Origin of the sequence: Inquilinus limosus DSM 16000, assembly GCF_000423185.1 — a bacterium.
GTDB classification, from domain to species: domain Bacteria; phylum Pseudomonadota; class Alphaproteobacteria; order DSM-16000; family Inquilinaceae; genus Inquilinus; species Inquilinus limosus.
Genome location: NZ_KE383989.1, coordinates 42466 through 59724, shown reverse-complemented (window position 1 = coordinate 59724; position 17259 = coordinate 42466). Strand labels below are relative to the sequence as shown.

Below are 17259 nucleotides of genomic sequence, written 5' to 3'. Positions count from 1 at the left end.
AGCGAGGAGTGATGCGCTGGACGGTATCGTTTCGACCGCATTTGAGCAATCGAATTCGCGGGTCTGCTATGAATCCGGCGCGGGTTTCATGCCTTGCAAAAGTCGCAAAAAGGAAAGTGTCGAATCGGCATCCTGCTTGTTCTTAACTTTCTTCTTGGCGTCATCTCAGCCGCGATTCCGAAACCGGCCAGGTGACCAAACGGAGCGGCGCCGGGCGCGGCCTCACCGGTCGACCGAGAGCCAGCGCGAGAGGTGGAAGTCCGCGACGTTGTCCGTCCAACCCTTCACGGCCGGCGAAACGGCGTGCTTGGTGGTGTAGAAATAGAGCGGCAGGATCGGCATGTCGGCGATCATCACCTTCTCCGCCTCCTGCAGCAGCGCGCCGCGCTGTTGCGGGTCCGTCGCCTTGGTGGCCTCGGCCATCAGCGCGTCAAACTTGGGATTGGCATAGCCCGAGGTGCTCTGCTCGCCGACGTCACCGAGCTCGAGCTGCAGGAAGGTATACGCGTCGTTGTAGTCGCCGAACCAGCCGTGCCGTGCGATGTCCGGGAACGTCTTCTTGTTGCGGGTGCTTTGGAACGTGGCCCACTCCTCGTTGTCGAGGGTCACGTCGGCGCCCAGCTTCTGCTTCCACATCGCGGCGATGGCGACCGCCAGCCGCTTGTGGTTCTCGCTGGTGTTGTAGGTGATCGTCAGCTTCAGCGGCTTGTCCGGACCGTAGCCGGCCTTGGCGTAGAGGTCCTTGGCCCTGGCGTCGCGTTCGGCCTGGGTCATCCGGGCCGCTTCCGGCTCCCAGCCCGGAAAGTTGTCGGTGCCGGGCGGTACGAAGCTGTAGGCCGGGACCTGGTCGGCCTGGGTGATGTTCTTGATCAGCACGTCACGGTCGACGGCCAGCGACAGGGCCTGGCGCAGCTCCGGGCTGCTCTTCCACGGCTCGCGCGTCATGTTGAAGGCGTAGAAATAGGTGGCGAGGAAGGGCACGATGTGGAGCTGGTCGGGGATCTCCTTCTTCAGGGCGGGGATCTGCTGGCTCGGCAGGTCGAAGGTGATGTCGAGCTCGCCCGCCCTGTAGCGCTGCAGCTCCGAATCGACGTCCTCGGTCGGGTAGTACATGACCGTGTCGATCGCGACGTTCGCCGTGTCGTGGAACTGCGGATTCTTGACCAGCTTGATGTAGCCCTGCGGCACCGCCTCGGCCAGCCTGTAGGCGCCGTTCGAGACCAGGTTGCCGGGCTTGATGAAGTCGTTGCCGTACGTCTCGAGATTGGCCCGGCTGACCGCATAGGTCGACTGGTGCACCAGCGACGAGACGAAATACGGCGTCGGTGCCACCAGCTTGACCTCGAAGGTGCGGTCGTCGACCGCCCTGACGCCGAGGGCGTCGGGCGGCTTCTGGCCGTTCCGGATCTCCCGGGCGTTGACGACCTGGTCCAGATAGTAGGCGTAGGCCGAGCCGGTCTTGGGGTCGACCAGCCGCTGCCAGGAGAAGACGAAGTCGGCCGCGGTGACCGGCGTGCCGTCCGACCACTTCGCGTCCGCCCGCAGCGTGAAGGTGTAGGTGAGGCCGTCATCCGACATCGCATAGCGCTCGGCCGCGCCCGGGACCGGCTCGCCCTTGGCGCCGTAGGTCATCAGGCCTTCGAACAGGTCGGTCGCGATGTTGGCTTCCGTGTTCCCTTCGATCTTGTGGGGGTCGAGGGTCGACGGCTCGGCGCCGTTCCCGCGGTTGAGCACTGTCTCGGCCGCGGCCGCGCCCGACATGCCGGCCAGGAGGGCGGCGACCAGCAGCCCGCGCGCCAGGGGCCGGCTGAAGCTGTGCATGTGATTGCCCCCTGCTGTCCTGTCTGCGAGCGCTCTCGCGGCGGCGGTCTCCTCATCCATCCGTCGTCGGCAAGAGTGATGGCTGGGACGGTACCGCCGCGACCGTATCCGGGCAATCGAATTCATGGCTGTCCACAACTCCGTTGCGGATCTTCGAAGCCGCGCAAGTCGCGCTGGATAAAGCGTCAAGTCGGTGCTGGATTTGTTCTTCGGCGTGTTCTTGCCGTCATCTGACCCGCGATTCCGAAGCCGGCCGGCTGACGAAGCGGAGCGCGAGCAGCAGGGCCAGCAGCAGCAGCGCCCCCGCCTGGTGCATCGCCCCCAGCCAGACGGGCACCTGCGCCAGCAGGGTGGAGATGCCGAGGCCGACCTGGACCGCCACCATCAGCCCGGCCAGCCCGGCCCATCCCGCTGCCGGCGTGCCGCGGCCGCGGAAGGCCAGCGCCAGGACCACGAGGGCGGTGCCGATCGCCAGCCAGCGATGGGTGAACTGCACCAGGGCGGTGTTGTCGAACCAGTTCAGCCAGGCCGGGATGATGCTGAACGATTCCGGCGGCAGGAACCGTCCGTCCATCAGCGGGAAGGTGTTGTAGACCTGGCCCGCGTCCAGCCCGGCGACGAAGGCGCCCCAGCACATGGTGACCGCGACGCAGCCGATGGCGACCGATGCGTGCCGGCGCAGCGACGGCACCCCGGCGAAATGGCCGAGCCGCGGCAGCGTCAGCCCGTAGGCGGTCCACAGGATCAGGGCGTAGAGCAGCACGGCGAGGCCGAGATGCGCGGCCAGCCGGTAATGGCTGACGGAGGGCCGGTCCACCAGGCCGCTCATCACCATGAACCAGCCCAGCGCCCCCTGCAGCCCGCCCAGGACCAGCAGGCCGAGCAGGCGCAGCCGCAGGCCGCGGTCGAGCCCGCCGCGCCACCAGAACCAGGCCAGGCCGGCGGCGAAGACCAGGCCGATCAGCCGGCCCCACAGCCGGTGCAGCCATTCCCAGAAGAAGATCTGCTTGAACGCCTCCAGCGACATGCCGGTGTTCTTGTAGAGATATTCCGGCGTCGCCTTGTAGGCGGCGAAGGCGTCCTGCCAGGCCTGGTCGGACAGCGGCGGTATCGCCCCGCTGACCGGCGCCCATTCGACGATCGACAGGCCGCTCTCGGTCAGCCGCGTGACCGCGCCGATGACCGCCATGGCGAAGACCATGGCGGCGCAGAGGAAGAGCCACAGCGCGACCGGGCGCATGGTGGAGGCGACGGCGGGGCGCAGGGCCGCGGCGGCAGGAACGGATTGCATGGAGCGGCCTTATCGCGCCGGGCCGCGGCGGCGTCAAATCTGCTTTTGTCGCAGGGATCCGTGGCCGTTCCGGACCGCGCTCAGCGGATCTTGCCGCGCCGCGGGTCGTAGGGGTGGCGGCTGCCCCATTCCTCGACGAAGCGGGCCAGCTCCGGGTCGACCGGGTCGGGCAGGGTGACGGCCAGCCGGACATACTGGTCGCCGCGGCCGCCGGCGGTCGGGCTGTGCACGCCCTTGCCCTTGAGCCGCAGCACCGTGCCGCTGTTCGAGCCCTTCGGGATGGTCAGCATCACCGGGCCGACCAGCGTCGGCACCTCCACCCGGCCGCCCAGCACCGCTTCCTGCAGCGACACCGGCAGGGTCATGCGGATGTCGTTGCCGTCGCGCTCCAGCACCGGGTCGGGGATGATCCGGACCTCGATCAGCGCGTCGCCGGGGACGCCGCGGGGGCCTTTCTCGCCCTGGCCGCGCAGGCGGATGGTCTGGCCGTCTGTCAGCCCGACCGGCAGGGTGACCTTGAGCGAGCGGCCGTCGGCCAGCGTCACCGTGGTCTCGCCGCCCTCGAGGGCGCGGCGGAAGTCGACCCGCAGCGTATAGCTGATGTCGCGGCCCTTGCCGCCGCCGGCCCGGGCGCCCTGGCCGAACATGCCGCGCAGGATGTCGTCGAGGTCACCGGCATCGGCGAAGACGTCGAAATTGTCGTAGCGCTGATAGCGCGTACCGCCGGCGCCGGTTCCGGCACCGGCCCAGCCGCCGCCCGGCCGGCGGGCATAGCCGCGCTCGGCGCCGTTGGCGTCGATCTCGCCGGCGTCGAAGCGGCGGCGCTTCTCGGCGTCGCCCAGCAGGTCATAGGCGCCCGACACCGCCTTGAACCGCTCCTCGGCTCCCGGATCGCCGCGGTTCAGGTCCGGGTGGTACTTCTTGGCGAGCTTGCGATAGGCCCGCCGGATCTCGTCGTCGCTGGCGGTGCGGGGCACGCCCAGCACGGCATACGGGTCATCCATGGCTCGGATCTCGGGGGGTAAGCCTTTGATCCGGATAGATGATGTCGCGCCGCCTCGGTTTCAACGCTCCCCCTCGCCCCTGCGGTCTTCAATTTGCGGTTGCGTCGTCGTCCTGAAAGCGCCGGCGCCAGTCGGCCAGCTGATGCGTGATATCCAGCGCCGCGGCCAGCGCCGCCCGGCCCTCCGGCCCGCTGACCACCGGCGGGCGGCCGTTGCCGACGCTGTCGAGGAAGCTCTGGATCTCCAGCTTCAGCGGATCCCCGGCCTCGAACTGCTGCTCCTCCTGATACAGCTCCGGCTGGCCGTCGCGGCCGCGCGTCTTGCGGATGAAGGTCAGCTTGGCCTCGCTCAGGTCGACCATGATGTAGCCGTCCTGCTGGAAGATCCGCATGGTGCGGTGGCGTTTCCAGCTGACCCGGCTGGCGGTGACGGCCGCGGTGCAGCCATTGGCGAATTGCAGCCGGGCGTTGACGATGTCGTCGGCCTCGCTCAGCACCGGCGCGCCGACGGCGTCGATCCGTTCGACCGGCGAGCCGACGATCTTCAGCACCAGGTCGATGTCGTGGATCATCATGTCCAGCACGACATTGACGTCGGTGCCGCGCGGCTTGAAGGCGGAGATGCGCTGGCATTCGATGTAGCGCGGCCGGTCCAGGATCTTGGTCAGGCCCTGCACCACCGGGTTGAACCGCTCCAGATGGCCGACCTGCAGCACCAGCTTGCGCTCGGCGGCCAGGCGGGTCAGCGCATCGGCCTCCTCCAGCGTGTTGCTGATCGGCTTCTCGATCAGCACGTGGATCCCGGCCTCGAGGCAGGTTCGCGCGGTCTCGAAATGGGCGTTGGTCGGCGTCGCGATGCTGACCGCGTCGACCTGGCCGATCAGCTCCGCCAGGCCGGTCACCGCCCGGGCGCCGTGCTTGGCCGCCAGCGCCTCGGCCCGGCCAGGGTCGGTGTCGCAGACCGCGACCAGCTCGGCCTCGGGCAGTTCCGCGTGCTTGGCGGCGTGCAGGCTGCCGAAATAGCCCGCGCCGATCACCGCGGTCCGGGTCCGCTTCATGACATCTCCACGCTCGTGGTCAGTTTCGTTCCGCCTTCCTAACGCCGTTGCCATCGCTTTGACCAGCGGTGATACGCTTCCGGCTTGACGGCCACGCTGTCCGGGGCGAGGAATACGTCCGACTTAACAACCGGGTTGCGGACATGGCTGGAAGGCTGGCGGGCAAGACGGCGGTTCTGACCGCGGCGGGGCAGGGCATCGGCCGGGCGACGGCGCTGGCCTTCGCCCGCGAAGGGGCGACGGTCCACGCCACCGATGTCAACGAGGCGGCGCTGCAGTCGCTGGCGGCCGAGGTGCCCGGCATCAGCGTCGCCCGGCTCGACGTGCTCGACCACGACGCGATCAAGGCCTATGCGGCGCAGCGCGGCGCTGTCGATGTGCTGTTCAACTGCGCCGGCTTCGTCCATGCCGGCACCATCCTCGACTGCGAGGAGAAGGACTGGGACTTCTCCTTCGACCTCAACGTCCGCTCGGCCTATCACATGTGCCGGGCCTTCCTGCCGGCGATGATCGGGGCGGGCGGCGGCGCCATCGTCAACGTCGCCTCGGTCTGCTCCTCGATCAAGGGGCTGCCGAACCGCTTCGTCTACGGCGCCACCAAGGCGGCGCTGCTGGGCCTGACCAAGTCGATCGCCGCCGATTTCGTCGGCCAGGGCATCCGCTGCAACGCCATCTGCCCGGGTACGGTGGAGACGCCGAGCCTGCAGGACCGCATGGCGGCGCAGGGCGATGTCGAGAAGGCGCGCGCCGCCTTCGTGGCGCGGCAGCCGATGGGCCGCCTCGGCACCGCCGAGGAGATCGCGTCGCTGGCGGTCTACCTGGCCTCGGACGAGAGCTCCTACATCACCGGCCAGGCCATCGCCGTCGACGGCGGCATCACCATCTGAACCGAGCTTCTGGGAGAAAACATCAATGAAGCTGCTGCGCTACGGCCCCGCGGGGCAGGAGAAGCCGGGCCTGCTCGACGCCGAGGGCCGGATCCGCGACCTGTCGGGTGTGGTTCCCGACATCGCCGGCGAGGCGCTGACGCCCGAGGGCATCGCCCGGCTCAAGGCCGTGGATCCGTCCTCGCTGCCGGTCGTCGCCGGCAATCCGCGGCTCGGCCCCTGCGTCGGGCGGGTCGGCAAGTTCATCTGCATCGGCCTCAACTACTCCGACCACGCGGCCGAGAGCGGCCTCGCCGTGCCGCCGGAGCCGGTGATCTTCATGAAGCCGACCAGCGCCATCGTCGGTCCGAACGACGATGTCGAGATCCCGCGCGGCAGCGAGAAGACCGACTGGGAGGTCGAGCTGGGCGTCGTCATCGGCAAGGCGGCCAAGTACATCAGCGAGGCCGAGGCCTTCGACCACATCGCCGGCTACTGCGTGGTCAACGACGTCTCCGAGCGCGCCTTCCAGATCGAGCGCTCCGGCCAGTGGGTGAAGGGCAAGGGCCACGACACCTTCGGCCCGATCGGGCCCTGGCTGGTGACTCGCGACGAGGTGCCGGACCCGCAGGACCTGCACATGTGGCTCGAGGTCGACGGCCACCGCTACCAGGACGGCTCGACCAGGACCATGGTGTTCCAGGTGCCGTTCCTGGTCAGCTATCTCAGCCAGTTCATGAGCCTGCAGCCGGGCGACATCATCACCACCGGCACGCCGCCGGGCGTCGGCATGGGGCAGAAGCCGCCGAAGTACCTGAAGGCGGGCCAGACCATCCGCCTCGGCATCGAAAAACTGGGCGAGCAGGCCCAGAAGACGGTCCAGGCCTGACGGCACCGGCACGGGCGTCATCGGGCGCCCGTGCCGTGGCGCATTAAATTGCGGTAAATCGCCTTGCCGCCGGCGACGGCGGCGCACCATCTCTCCGTGTGATCAGGGACACGCCCGCTTCGGCGTGCCGCGTTCAGACAGATGGTGTCACCATGCTGAAGGTGTTCCGCATCATCCCGCGCCGCGCCGCGATCCTGGCGGTGCTCGGCGCCGCCCTGGCCGTGCCGCTGATGGCCTCCACCCCGGCCGAAGCCTGGTGGCGCGGCGGCTGGGGCTGGCATTCCGGTGTGAGCATCGGCATCGGCATCCCGCTGGGGCCGCGGGCCTACTACGCGCCGCCCCCGGTCTATTACGCGCCGCCGCCGGTCTATTACGCCCCACCGCCCGTGGTCTACGCGCCGCCGCCTCCGCCGGTGGTCTATGCGCCGCCGCCCCGCGTGGTCTATGCGGCGCCGCCGGCCCGGGTCTGGGTGCCGGGTTACTGGAGCCGGGGGATCTGGATCGAGGGCCACTGGCGCTGAAGCCGGGCCGCCTCGGCGCGGAACCGGGTTTCGCCGGGTGCGCTGTGCCGTAGGTCACAGCGGCGGTGCGTCAACTTCGCGATAGTCGTAGATGCGCCTCGGTCGGATGGTCCGGCCGAGGCGCTGCGCTGGAATGAAGCGCGGAGTTGAAACATGGGCCTCATCGGAATGACCGGCCTGGAGCCGGACGATCCGATGGCGCAGAGCGAAAGATGGACAGCTCCGGAGACCCGGTCGCCCCGGGTGTCCTGGTCCGAGGTCGCGGTCGCATGGGTGATTGCGGCCGTGCCTGTCGTGCTCAGCGCCGTCGCGGCGGTCATCGCCCTGCTATTTTAGGATCCTGGCGCCGTGGCAGCGTGAGCAGCCCGACGCCACCCACCACCAGAACCGCCCCCAGCACCTGCAGCCCGGTCAGCCCTTCATCCATCCCGGCCCAGGCCAGGAGGATGGTGGAGACGGGGCCGAGCGCGCCGAGCAGCGCCGCCCTGGCGGCGCCGATCCGCTTCAGCGCCTCGCTGGTGGCCCAGACCGGCAGCACCGTGCCGATCACCGCGATCCAGGCGGCGATGCCCAGCACCCTGCCCGACACCAGCAGGTGGTCGGCCGGGCGCAGCACGAAGAACTGCGCGATGCAGGCGGCGCAGGCCGCCATCATGGCGATGGCGGTGAAGCGGGTGCTGCCGATCCGGGGCACCGTGTCGCTGCCCCAGACCAGATAGGCGGCATAGGCCAGGGCGCTCAGCAGGATCAGCCCGGCGCCGCCCAGTCTCGCCTCGTCGAAGCTCTCGGCCGCGGCGTCCAGCACCAGTGCGAGCCCGGCATAGGCGACGACCAGGCACAGGATCTCGCGCCGCTGCGGCCGCCGGCCGAGCACCAGGGCCGACAGCACCAGCACGAAGGTCGGGTACAGGAACAGGATGATCCGGCCCAGCCCGGCCGGCACCGTGCGCAGCCCCAGGAAGTCGCAGTAGCTGGCGATCCAGTAGCCGAGCAGCCCGAGCGCCACGGTGCGCAGCAGGTCGCCCGGCGCCAGCGGACCGGCGGTGCGCCGCCGGCTCCAGGCCCACATCGCCACGAAGAAGGGCAGCGACAGGCCCATGCGCAGCGCCAGCAGGGTCTCGGCGTCGACCCCTTCGGCATAGCCCAGCCGGATCAGCACCGGCCGGGTGGAGAAGGCGAGCACGCCGAGGACCGCCAGCAGGTAGCCCAGCGCCTCGCCGCGCCGGCCGGCTTCGGCCCGCACCGCCGCGGTCATGACGCCAGCGTCGCGGCGAAGCGCAGCCGGACATAATCCGCGGTCCACTGTCCGGCCTGGTCGCGCAGGCTGGGCGCCAGCAGCGCCTCGACCTCGTCCAGCAGCGCCGACCGCGCCGGCCCGTCGATGCCGTCGAGCAGCGGGTTGGCGAAAGTGTCGAGCCAGCCGCGCATCCCGGTGGGCAGCGGCGTCGGCCGCGGCACCAGGCCGATCGTGTCGACGCGGAAGCCCTGCGCCTCCAGCTTCGCCGCGTATTCGGCCGGGGTCGGGAAGAACCAGGGCACCCGGGCCGCGCCGTCCAGGCCACGGGCGTTCAGCGCCGCGACCAGCGCGGTGACGATCGCCGCGACATTGCCATGGCCGCCGAACTCGCCGACGAAGCGGCCGCCCGGCTTCAGCGCCCGCCGGACGCCGGCGATCACCGCGTCGGCCTTGGGCATCCAGTGCAGCGCGGCGTTGCTGAACACCGCGTCGAACTCGGCCGCGAAGGGCAGGGCCTGGCCGTCGGCGATGCGGGCGTCGAGGCCCAGGGCGCGGGCGGCGGCGACCAGCTCGGCCGAGCTGTCGGCGCCCACCACCTCGGCGCCCGCCGCCGCCAGCTTGGCCGTCAGGGCGCCGTCGCCGCAGCCGAGATCGAGGATGCGCTCGCCGGGCCGCGGCGCCAGCAGATCCAGCACCGGCTGGCCCAGATCGGCGACGAAGCGGGCGTTGCGGGCATAGCCCTCGGCGCTCCACGACTGCACTTCCCTGATCGCGCTCATGGCGGCGTCCCCTGTGATTCCGGGACACTATCGCGCCCTTCGGGTCTCCGCGGCCAATGCCGGATGGATGTATCGGCCGTGACGGTGCAAAGCCCGGCCTCGCCATGCCGATTTTCTACAAGACGGGGCGGTGCCCGCGCCTATGATCGGGCGGATGGACAGCGTCACACAGGAACAGGCGATGGCGGCCGAGCCGCTCGCGCGCGGCGAGCAGGCACGGTTCTTCACGGTCGCGAGCTTCGACGGGCTGGAATGCCTGGAGGCCACGTTCTGCACCCATCGCTACGCCCTGCACATGCACGAGACCTATGTCGTCGGCGGCATCTTCGCCGGCTGCGAGACCTGGCTGGCGCGCGGCGTGCAGCGCTACGGCGGCCCGGGCGACCTGGTCCTGGTGAACCCGGAGGACGTGCATGACGGTGCGCCGCATGGCGACGGCTATCGCTACCGCATGACCTATCCCTCGGTCGCGCTGCTGCGGCGCCTGGCGTCGGAGATCACCGGCCGGCCCGTGACCGGGACCCCGTTCTTTCCGGAACCGGTGGTGCACGACCCAGAGACCGCGGCGCTGTTCGCGGAAGCTTTCGCCGCGCTGGCCCGGGGTGGCGACCTCCTGGCGGTGGAGGAGCTGCTGCTGTGCGCCTATGGCCGCTGCCTGGTCCGCCACGCCGCTTTCCAGCCGGCGGAGCCGGCGCCGGACTCCGGCCGGATCGCTCGGGTCAGGCAGGTCATGCGCGACCGTCATGCCGAGGGGCTGTCGCTCGACCACCTCGCCGCCGAGGCCGGGCTGTCGCGCGACCACCTGATCCGCGCCTTCCGTCGCGAGACTCGGATGACGCCGCACGCCTATCTGCTCAACCTTCGGGTCCAGGCCGCGCGCCGCCGGCTGCAGGCGGGCGAGGCGCCGGCCGAGGTCGCGGCCGCCACCGGCTTCTGCGACCAGGCCCATCTGACCCATGCCTTCAAGGCGCGGCTCGGCATCGCCCCCGGCGCCTACCGGGCCGGCTTTCATCCCTGACCTCTCATCGGCTGCCGCATGACCCGAACCTTCTGGCGCGATGCCGCGGACGGCATCCGCGACATTCTTCCGGCCGCGATCGCGGCGATCCCGATCGGCCTGCTCTGCGGCGCGCTCGGAGCCGCCAAGGGGCTGTCGCCGGCCGAGATGGCGCTGATGGGCGCGCTGGTCTTTGCCGGCGGCGCGCAGTTCGCCGCGATCGATCTCTGGTCCTGGCCGGTGCCGGTGGCGACGCTGGTCGTGTCGACCCTGCTGATCAACTCCCGCCACATCCTGATGAGTCTGTCGCTGGCCCGGCGCACCGGGACCTTCACCTGGTCCCAGCGCCTTCTCGGATACGCGGTGATGGCCGACGAGAACTGGGCGATGGCGGAGCGGCGGGCCATGGGCCGCGAGCTGACCCCGGCCTATTTCCTGGCGATGGGCGGCTTCTTCTGGCTGAACTGGGTGGTGTGGGGAACGCTGGGCGCCGTGGTCGGCGCCGCGATCGGCGACCCGACCCGGATCGGCGCCGACTTCGCCTTCACCGCCCTGTTCATCGGCCTGGTCGTCGGTTTCTGGAACGGCCACCGCAGCACGGCGACCATCGCCGCCAGCCTGGTCACCGCCGCACTGGCCTACCGCTTCGCCGGCCCGCCCTGGCATGTCGCGGCCGGTGCCCTGGCCGGCATCGCCGCCGCCTGGCTGGCCGCGGAGCCGAAGGAGGTGCCGGCATGAGTGTGGATCCGACCACCCTGGCCGCCATCCTGGGCATGGCGGTGGTGACCTATCTGACCCGGATCTCCGGCCTGTTCCTGGTCGGCCGGCTGCGGCTGCAGGGCCGGATGAAGGCGGCGTTCGACGCGGCGCCACCGGCGGTGCTGACCGCGGTGATCGCCCCGATGGTGCTGGCGACCGGCTGGGCCGAGACCGCGGCGGCGCTGGTCACCGCGCTCGCCGCCACCCGGCTGCCGCTGCTCGCCACCATCCTGGTCGGCGTCGTCGCGGTGGTGGCGCTGCGCGCGGTCGGCTGACGCGACGCTGCGCGGCGTTGCGGCTTCAGGCCCATCGTCCTATAGATATGTCGGACATTAGGACGAAGGGAGGAGCAGCTTGGCCCCAGAAGTCGCGGCCGCGCCGGCCGATGCCGGCTCCGAGGCGCTGATCGAGGCCTTGCGGGCGGCGCTCGGCGCCCAGGCTGTGTTTGCCGGTCCCGACATCCCGCCCCGCAACGAGTCGGACTGGAGCACGCTCGGCCCCCTGCGGCCGCTGGCGGTGGTCCGCCCCGCCGACACCGCGGGCGTGGCCGCGGCGATGCGGATCTGCTCCGAGCACGGTTTTCCGGTGGTGCCGCAGGGCGGGCTGACCGGTCTGTGCGGCGGCGCCCGGCCCGTCGCGGGATCGGTCGCGCTGTCGCTAGAGCGCATGGTCGGGGTGGAGGAGGTCGACGCCGCCTCGGCCACCATGACGGTGCGCGCCGGCACCCCGCTGCAGGCGGTGCAGCAGGCGGCGGACGAGGCCGGCTTCTTCATCCCGCTCGACCTCGGTGCCCGCGGCTCCTGCGCCATCGGCGGCAACCTCTCGACCAATGCCGGCGGCAACCGGGTGATCCGCTACGGCATGGCGCGTGAGATGGTGCTGGGGATCGAGGTGGTGCTGCCGGACGGGCAGGTGGTCACCAGCCTCAACAAGATGCTGAAGAACAATGCCGGCTACGACCTGAAGCACCTGTTCATCGGCAGCGAGGGCACGCTCGGCGTGATCACCCGGGCGGTGCTGCGCCTGTACCCGAAGCCCGGCTGCACCATGGCCGCCCTGTGCGGGCTGTCCAGCTACGAACACACGGTGAAGCTGCTGGCCGCGGCCCGGCGCGGGCTGGGGCCGCTGCTCTCGGCCTTCGAGGTGATGTGGCCGGACTACTGGGACGTGGTCACCACCCGCGTGCCGGGGCTGCGCAGCCCGATCTCCGGCGGCCATGCCAGCTATGTGCTGGTCGAAGCGCAGGGCTCCGACGAGGCGGTGGACGGTCCACGCTTCCAGGCCTGGCTGGAGCGCCAGGCCGAGGAGGGCGTGATCGCCGATGCGGCGGTGGCGCAGTCGCTGGCCGACATCCGCGCCTTCTGGGGCGTGCGCGACGCCGCCGGCGAGTTCAAGCAGGTGCTGGGGCCGCACGAATCCTTCGATATCGGCCTGCCGGTGGCGACGATGGACGACTATGTCCAGGCTTGCCGCGCCGCTCTGGAGCGGCGGCTGCCCGGTATCGTGGCGCTGTTCTACGGCCATATCGGCGACGGCAACCTGCACATCGTCGCCTGCGTGCCCGGCGCCGAGCCGCAGCCGAAGCAGGAGATCGTCGAGACCGTCTACGCCATGGTCCGTGAGTTCGGCGGCACGATCTCGGCCGAGCACGGTATCGGCCTGACCAAGAAGCCGTTCCTGCCCTATGTGCGCAGCGACGCGGAGCTGGCGCTGATGCGCCGGCTGAAGGACGCGCTGGATCCGCGCGGCCTGCTGAACCCCGGCAAGGTCTTGTAGCCCGCCTTCGCCCGGACCGGCCCGGGCGGAAACGACAACAGCCGAGAGGGAGCCAAGATGACGACGACACCACCGGCGCCGGGGGCGGCGCCGCCGGGGACTCGTGACGAGGCCGTGCTGGACCGCGCGGTCCGGCGGGCCATGTGGCGGCTCGTGCCGTTCCTGATCCTGATGTACATGATGGCCTATCTGGACCGGGCCAATATCGGCTTCGCGAAGGAGGCCTATCAGGCGACGACCGGACTCAGCGACGCGGTCTTCGCCTTCGGCGCCGGCATCTTCTTCATCACCTATGCCGTGTTCGAGGTGCCCAGCAACCTGATCCTGCACCGGATCGGGGCGCGGGTCTGGCTGGCCCGGATCATGGTGACCTGGGGGCTGGTCGCGGCGGCCATGGCCTTCGCCCATGGCGAGACCTCCTTCTCGGTGATCCGCCTGCTGCTCGGCGCGGCCGAGGCCGGCTTCTTCCCCGGTGCGATCCTGTTCATGACCTACTGGTTCCCGGCCAAGGCGCGCGGGCGGGTGATGGGGCTGTTCTATTTCGGCTCGCCGCTGGCGCTGATGCTCGGCGGCCCGATCTCCGGCGTGCTGCTCGACCTCGACGGGCTGTTCGGGCTGCATGGCTGGCAGCTGATGTTCCTGATCGAGGGGCTGCTCGCCTCACTGGTCGGCGTCTGGGCCTATTTCTACCTGTGCGACCGCCCATCCGAGGCGCGCTGGATGCCGGCCGAGGAGCGCGAGGCGCTGGGCCGGGCGATCGCAGCGGAGGAGCGGGAGAAGCAGGCGGCCGGCCGGGTCGGCTTCCGCGCGGTGCTGACCGACCCCAGGCTGCTGCATTTCGCCGCGATCTATTTCCTGATTCAGGTCAGCGGCTACGGCGTCGCCTTCTACCTGCCGACCCAGGTCGGCGCCCTCCTGGGCATGAAGGTCGGGCTGATGGTCGGCCTGGTCTCGGCGATTCCCTGGGCCTGCGCCATCGTCGCCGCCACCTTCTGGCCCGGGCTGGCGGTGCGCACCGGCTACCGCCGCAGCTTCGCCTTCGTCTCGCTGTTGGGGATCACGGCCGGTCTCGTCATCTCGGCCAGCGCCCCGCCGGCGGTCGCGATCGCGGCGCTGTGCCTGACGACGATGGGGATCATCACCTCGCAGCCGATCTTCTGGACCTTCCCGACCGGCTATTTCGGCGGGGCGGCGGCCGCGGGCGGGATCGCCGCGATCAATGCGATCGGCAATCTCGGCGGCTTCTTCGCCCCGAATCTGAAGACAGCGGCGGAGCAGGGCTTCCAGTCCACCGCGGCGGGGCTCTACGTGCTGGCCGCGGCTGGTCTCGCCGCAGCGCTGCTGGTCCTGCTGCTCCGCCCCGGCGCCGGTCCGCGGGCGGACGTCAAGCTGCGCGAGGCGGTGGCTCGGGCCTGATTCAAACGGGTCTGGAGGCCTGCAAAACCGTCATCGCGAGCCCCGAAGGGGCGTGGCGATCCAGTGGCACCGGCCGCCTGGATCGCCACGTCGGCTTCGCCTCCTCGCGATGACAATGTGGGGAGGGGGCTCAATCGCTGGGGGCGTCGGCGTTCGCCGCGGCGAGCCACGGGTTGATGACGTCGACACCAAGGTCGAGAAAGTCCTTGGTGTTGTGCGTCGCTAGGGTGGCGTCGTGCGTGATGGCGGTCGCCGCCATCAGGGAATCCAGCGGGGCGAGCGTCCGGCCTCTGGCTGCCGCGAAGGCGCGCAGGCGTCCAGCCGTCTCGGCGACCGCCATATCGACGACGAGGATACGGCTCTCGAAGCGCGCCTTCATCGCGTCGATGAAGGCCAGCAGCTTCGATTTGTGGGCGGCGTCATTGACCCGATCCAGGCCATAGGCCAGTTCATGGAACAGGATCGGGCTCATCCAGAGATCCGCCTCGCGCTGCAGAAACGCAACGACCTGCGGTGATGGGGCGGGCCTCGCCAGTTCCGACACGACATTGGTGTCGAGAACGTATTTCGTCACGAGCGAGGCTCAGTCCACATCGAACGGATCGACCCGGGACTCCCCCCGGGGCGGCAAATCGATCTCGATTCCAGATGGCGCATGTTCGATCAGCCAGCGACCGAGATGCTGGTCTTGGCCCTGTGTCAGCGCCTTGAACGTATTGGCAGAGATCACGACGCAGGGGTCTTGCGTTCCAATCACCTGCGGCTCGCCAGCTTTGGCGCGCCGCAGGATTTCGGATAGCTGGGCTTTGGCGTCCTGGACCGTCCACATCGCGAACTCCATCACAATGTGGACTAGTCTAGACTAGATCGCCTCTTTGATCCAGGGGCCTTTAGCTATCCCCGGTTCATCCGGTTCTCGACCAGATCGGTGACCACAGCTGGGTCGGCCAGGGTCGAGGTGTCGCCCAGCGCCTCGTGCTCGTTGGCGGCGATCTTGCGCAGGATGCGGCGCATGATCTTGCCCGACCGGGTCTTCGGCAGGCCGGGCGCCCATTGGATCAGGTCCGGCGTGGCGATCGGGCCGATCTGCTTGCGCACCCATTGCGCCAGTTCGCGGCGCAGCTCCTCGGTCGGCTGCTCGCCGGCGATCAGGGTGACATAGGCGTAGATGCCCTGGCCCTTGATGTCGTGCGGATAGCCGACCACCGCGGCCTCGGCCACCTTCGGATGGGCGACCAGCGCGCTCTCGACCTCGGCCGTGCCCATGCGGTGGCCGGAGACGTTCAGCACGTCGTCGACCCGTCCGGTGATCCAGTAGTAGCCGTCCTCGTCGCGGCGGCAGCCGTCGCCGGTGAAGTACAGCCCCTTGAAGGTCGAGAAATAGGTCTGGACGAAGCGCTCGTGGTCGCCGAACACGGTGCGCATCTGGCCGGGCCAGCTGTCGGCGATGCAGAGATTGCCTTCGGCCGCGCCCTCCAGCGGCTTGCCGTCATTGTCGACGATCAGCGGCTTGACGCCGAAGAAGGGCAGGGTGGCGGAGCCGGGCTTCTGCGCGATGGCGCCGGGCAGCGGCGTGATCAGGATGCCGCCGGTCTCGGTCTGCCACCAGGTGTCGACGATCGGGCAGCGGCCGTCGCCGACCACGCGGTGGTACCACAGCCAGGCCTCGGGGTTGATCGGCTCGCCGACCGAGCCGAGCAGGCGCAGCGACGCGCGGCTGGTCTTCTTCACCGGGCCTTCGCCGTCGCGCATCAGGGCACGGATCGCTGTCGGCGCGGTGTAGAAGATGTTGACCTTGTGCTTGTCCACCACCTGCCAGAAGCGCGAGGTGTCCGGATAGTTCGGCACGCCCTCGAACATCAGCGTGGTGGCGCCGTTCGCCAGCGGGCCGTAGACGATGTAGCTGTGCCCGGTGACCCAGCCGACATCGGCGGTGCACCAGTAGATGTCGCCGTCGTGGTAGTCGAAGACGTACTGGTGCGTCATCGCGGTGTAGACGAGATAGCCGCCGGTGGTGTGCAGCACCCCCTTCGGCTTGCCGGTCGAGCCCGAGGTGTAGAGGATGAACAGCGGGTCCTCGGCGCCCATCTCCTCCGGCGGGCAGTCGGCGGAGACCTTGGCCGCCGCCTCGTGCAGCCAGATGTCGCGGCCCTCGGTCCAGCCGATCTTGCCGCCGGTGCGGCGGACGACGATGACGCTGTCGACCTCCGGGCAGCTCTTCAGCGCCTCGTCGGCATTGGCCTTCAGGGCCACGGTGCGGCCGCCGCGCAGGCCTTCGTCGGCGGTGATCAGGACCGTCGAGCGGCAGTCGAGGATGCGGTCCTTCAGGCTGTCGGGCGAGAAGCCGCCGAACACCACGGAATGGATGGCGCCGATCCGGGCGCAGGCCAGGATGGCGTAGGCGGCCTCCGGGATCATCGGCAGGTAGATCGTGACCCGGTCGCCCTTCTTCACGCCCTGCGCCTTCAGCACATTGGCCAGGCGGCACACCTGCTCGTGCAGCTCGCGATAGGTGATGTGGCGGCTGTCCTTGGGGTCGTCGCCCTCCCAGATGATCGCGGTCTGGTCGGCCCGCTTCGCCAGGTGCCGGTCGATGCAGTTGTAGGCGGCGTTCAGCGTGCCGTCCTCGAACCAGCGGATGTGGACGTCGCCCGTGTAGCTGGTGTTCTTGACCTTGGTGAAGGGCCGGATCCAGTCGACCCGCTTGCCGTGCTCGGCCCAGAAGGCCTCGGGATCCTGGACGGAGCGCTCGTACATCGCCCTGTACTCGGCTTCGTTCACCCAGGCACGGTTGGCCCAGTCGTTGGACACGGGAAAAAGGCTGGCGTCGCTGCTCATGGGGTCTC

At 69.8% G+C, this 17259-nt stretch carries 18 protein-coding genes; 9 read left to right on the top strand and 9 right to left on the bottom strand.

Going from position 1 to position 17259, the window contains the following annotated elements; genetic code table 11:
• Positions 1 to 222: 222 nt before the first annotated feature.
• The 4 genes from G537_RS0135315 to G537_RS41710 form a co-directional block, all read right to left on the bottom strand.
• Complete coding sequence (locus G537_RS0135315; protein ID WP_026874038.1) at positions 223 to 1821, bottom strand: peptide ABC transporter substrate-binding protein; 1599 nt, start codon at positions 1819 to 1821, stop codon at positions 223 to 225.
• A 226-nt stretch (positions 1822 to 2047) separates the two neighbouring features.
• Positions 2048 to 3112, bottom strand: coding sequence for a COX15/CtaA family protein (locus G537_RS0135310; RefSeq protein WP_026874037.1), 1065 nt, complete (start codon positions 3110 to 3112; stop codon positions 2048 to 2050).
• An 80-nt stretch (positions 3113 to 3192) separates the two neighbouring features.
• A complete protein-coding gene (locus tag G537_RS0135305; RefSeq protein WP_026874036.1) occupies positions 3193 to 4116 on the bottom strand; it encodes a DnaJ C-terminal domain-containing protein in 924 nt (307 codons plus the stop codon).
• Between the two features lie 88 nt (positions 4117 to 4204).
• A complete protein-coding gene (locus tag G537_RS41710; protein ID WP_034854109.1) occupies positions 4205 to 5173 on the bottom strand; it encodes a Gfo/Idh/MocA family protein in 969 nt (322 codons plus the stop codon).
• Between the two features lie 143 nt (positions 5174 to 5316).
• Between G537_RS41710 and G537_RS0135295 the strand changes: the two genes are divergently transcribed.
• From G537_RS0135295 to G537_RS0135280, 4 genes are all read left to right on the top strand, one after another.
• Positions 5317 to 6060: an SDR family oxidoreductase gene (locus G537_RS0135295; RefSeq protein ID WP_026874035.1), complete on the top strand. Its 744-nt coding sequence runs from the start codon at positions 5317 to 5319 to the stop codon at positions 6058 to 6060.
• A gap of 25 nt (positions 6061 to 6085) precedes the next feature.
• Positions 6086 to 6928: an ureidoglycolate lyase gene (locus G537_RS0135290; RefSeq protein ID WP_026874034.1), complete on the top strand. Its 843-nt coding sequence runs from the start codon at positions 6086 to 6088 to the stop codon at positions 6926 to 6928.
• Between the two features lie 152 nt (positions 6929 to 7080).
• Positions 7081 to 7449 carry a hypothetical protein gene (locus tag G537_RS41705; RefSeq protein WP_064742268.1) on the top strand — a complete coding sequence of 123 codons (369 nt, stop codon included), beginning with the start codon at positions 7081 to 7083 and terminating at the stop codon, positions 7447 to 7449.
• A 153-nt stretch (positions 7450 to 7602) separates the two neighbouring features.
• Positions 7603 to 7785 carry a hypothetical protein gene (locus G537_RS0135280; RefSeq protein WP_026874033.1) on the top strand — a complete coding sequence of 61 codons (183 nt, stop codon included), beginning with the start codon at positions 7603 to 7605 and terminating at the stop codon, positions 7783 to 7785.
• Here G537_RS0135280 and G537_RS0135275 read toward each other — a convergent pair.
• Together G537_RS0135275 and G537_RS0135270 are read right to left on the bottom strand one after the other, a co-directional pair.
• A complete protein-coding gene (locus G537_RS0135275) occupies positions 7766 to 8704 on the bottom strand; it encodes a DMT family transporter (RefSeq protein WP_026874032.1) in 939 nt (312 codons plus the stop codon). The genes G537_RS0135280 and G537_RS0135275 overlap by 20 nt on opposite strands.
• On the bottom strand, positions 8701 to 9465 hold the full coding sequence (locus G537_RS0135270; RefSeq protein WP_026874031.1) for a class I SAM-dependent methyltransferase: 765 nt from the start codon (positions 9463 to 9465) through the stop codon (positions 8701 to 8703). The genes G537_RS0135275 and G537_RS0135270 overlap by 4 nt, the downstream gene beginning before the upstream one ends.
• A 154-nt stretch (positions 9466 to 9619) precedes the next feature.
• Between G537_RS0135270 and G537_RS0135265 the strand changes: the two genes are divergently transcribed.
• From G537_RS0135265 to G537_RS41700, 5 genes are all read left to right on the top strand, one after another.
• A complete protein-coding gene (locus G537_RS0135265; protein ID WP_026874030.1) occupies positions 9620 to 10483 on the top strand; it encodes an AraC family transcriptional regulator in 864 nt (287 codons plus the stop codon).
• 18 nt (positions 10484 to 10501) lie between these two features.
• The gene (locus G537_RS0135260) at positions 10502 to 11200 is read left to right on the top strand and encodes an AzlC family ABC transporter permease (RefSeq protein WP_026874029.1); all 699 of its coding nucleotides are present in this window, start codon (positions 10502 to 10504) and stop codon (positions 11198 to 11200) included.
• Positions 11197 to 11496, top strand: a complete 300-nt coding sequence (locus G537_RS0135255) for an AzlD family protein (protein ID WP_026874028.1) — start codon at positions 11197 to 11199, stop codon at positions 11494 to 11496. The genes G537_RS0135260 and G537_RS0135255 overlap by 4 nt, the downstream gene beginning before the upstream one ends.
• Positions 11497 to 11575: 79 nt before the next feature.
• Positions 11576 to 12997, top strand: coding sequence for an FAD-binding oxidoreductase (locus tag G537_RS0135250; protein WP_026874027.1), 1422 nt, complete (start codon positions 11576 to 11578; stop codon positions 12995 to 12997).
• A 57-nt stretch (positions 12998 to 13054) separates the two neighbouring features.
• The gene (locus tag G537_RS41700; protein ID WP_081689261.1) at positions 13055 to 14413 is read left to right on the top strand and encodes an MFS transporter; all 1359 of its coding nucleotides are present in this window, start codon (positions 13055 to 13057) and stop codon (positions 14411 to 14413) included.
• A 130-nt stretch (positions 14414 to 14543) separates the two neighbouring features.
• Here G537_RS41700 and G537_RS0135240 read toward each other — a convergent pair whose 3' ends face one another.
• The 3 genes from G537_RS0135240 to acs all read right to left on the bottom strand — a co-directional run bounded on the left by G537_RS0135240 (position 14544) and on the right by acs (position 17251).
• Complete coding sequence (locus G537_RS0135240) at positions 14544 to 14987, bottom strand: type II toxin-antitoxin system VapC family toxin (protein ID WP_026874026.1); 444 nt, start codon at positions 14985 to 14987, stop codon at positions 14544 to 14546.
• 9 nt (positions 14988 to 14996) lie between these two features.
• Positions 14997 to 15242, bottom strand: a complete 246-nt coding sequence (locus G537_RS41695; RefSeq protein WP_162146196.1) for a type II toxin-antitoxin system prevent-host-death family antitoxin — start codon at positions 15240 to 15242, stop codon at positions 14997 to 14999.
• Positions 15243 to 15307: 65 nt separating this feature from the next.
• Positions 15308 to 17251: an acetate--CoA ligase gene (acs, locus tag G537_RS0135230; RefSeq protein WP_026874025.1), complete on the bottom strand. Its 1944-nt coding sequence runs from the start codon at positions 17249 to 17251 to the stop codon at positions 15308 to 15310.
• Between the last annotated feature and the right edge of the window lie 8 nt (positions 17252 to 17259).

Coding starts and splice junctions, on each gene's coding strand:
- G537_RS0135280 (WP_026874033.1), top strand. CDS start 7,603: ATGGGCCTCATCGGAATGACCGGCCTGGAGCCGGACGATCCGATGGCG.
- G537_RS0135315 (WP_026874038.1), bottom strand. CDS start 1,821: ATGCACAGCTTCAGCCGGCCCCTGGCGCGCGGGCTGCTGGTCGCCGCC.
- G537_RS0135290 (WP_026874034.1), top strand. CDS start 6,086: ATGAAGCTGCTGCGCTACGGCCCCGCGGGGCAGGAGAAGCCGGGCCTG.
- G537_RS41705 (WP_064742268.1), top strand. CDS start 7,081: ATGCTGAAGGTGTTCCGCATCATCCCGCGCCGCGCCGCGATCCTGGCG.
- G537_RS0135275 (WP_026874032.1), bottom strand. CDS start 8,704: ATGACCGCGGCGGTGCGGGCCGAAGCCGGCCGGCGCGGCGAGGCGCTG.
- G537_RS0135305 (WP_026874036.1), bottom strand. CDS start 4,116: ATGGATGACCCGTATGCCGTGCTGGGCGTGCCCCGCACCGCCAGCGAC.
- G537_RS41700 (WP_081689261.1), top strand. CDS start 13,055: ATGACGACGACACCACCGGCGCCGGGGGCGGCGCCGCCGGGGACTCGT.
- acs (WP_026874025.1), bottom strand. CDS start 17,251: ATGAGCAGCGACGCCAGCCTTTTTCCCGTGTCCAACGACTGGGCCAAC.
- G537_RS0135255 (WP_026874028.1), top strand. CDS start 11,197: ATGAGTGTGGATCCGACCACCCTGGCCGCCATCCTGGGCATGGCGGTG.
- G537_RS0135270 (WP_026874031.1), bottom strand. CDS start 9,465: ATGAGCGCGATCAGGGAAGTGCAGTCGTGGAGCGCCGAGGGCTATGCC.
- G537_RS0135265 (WP_026874030.1), top strand. CDS start 9,620: ATGGACAGCGTCACACAGGAACAGGCGATGGCGGCCGAGCCGCTCGCG.
- G537_RS41695 (WP_162146196.1), bottom strand. CDS start 15,242: ATGTGGACGGTCCAGGACGCCAAAGCCCAGCTATCCGAAATCCTGCGG.
- G537_RS41710 (WP_034854109.1), bottom strand. CDS start 5,173: ATGAAGCGGACCCGGACCGCGGTGATCGGCGCGGGCTATTTCGGCAGC.
- G537_RS0135310 (WP_026874037.1), bottom strand. CDS start 3,112: ATGCAATCCGTTCCTGCCGCCGCGGCCCTGCGCCCCGCCGTCGCCTCC.
- G537_RS0135260 (WP_026874029.1), top strand. CDS start 10,502: ATGACCCGAACCTTCTGGCGCGATGCCGCGGACGGCATCCGCGACATT.
- G537_RS0135295 (WP_026874035.1), top strand. CDS start 5,317: ATGGCTGGAAGGCTGGCGGGCAAGACGGCGGTTCTGACCGCGGCGGGG.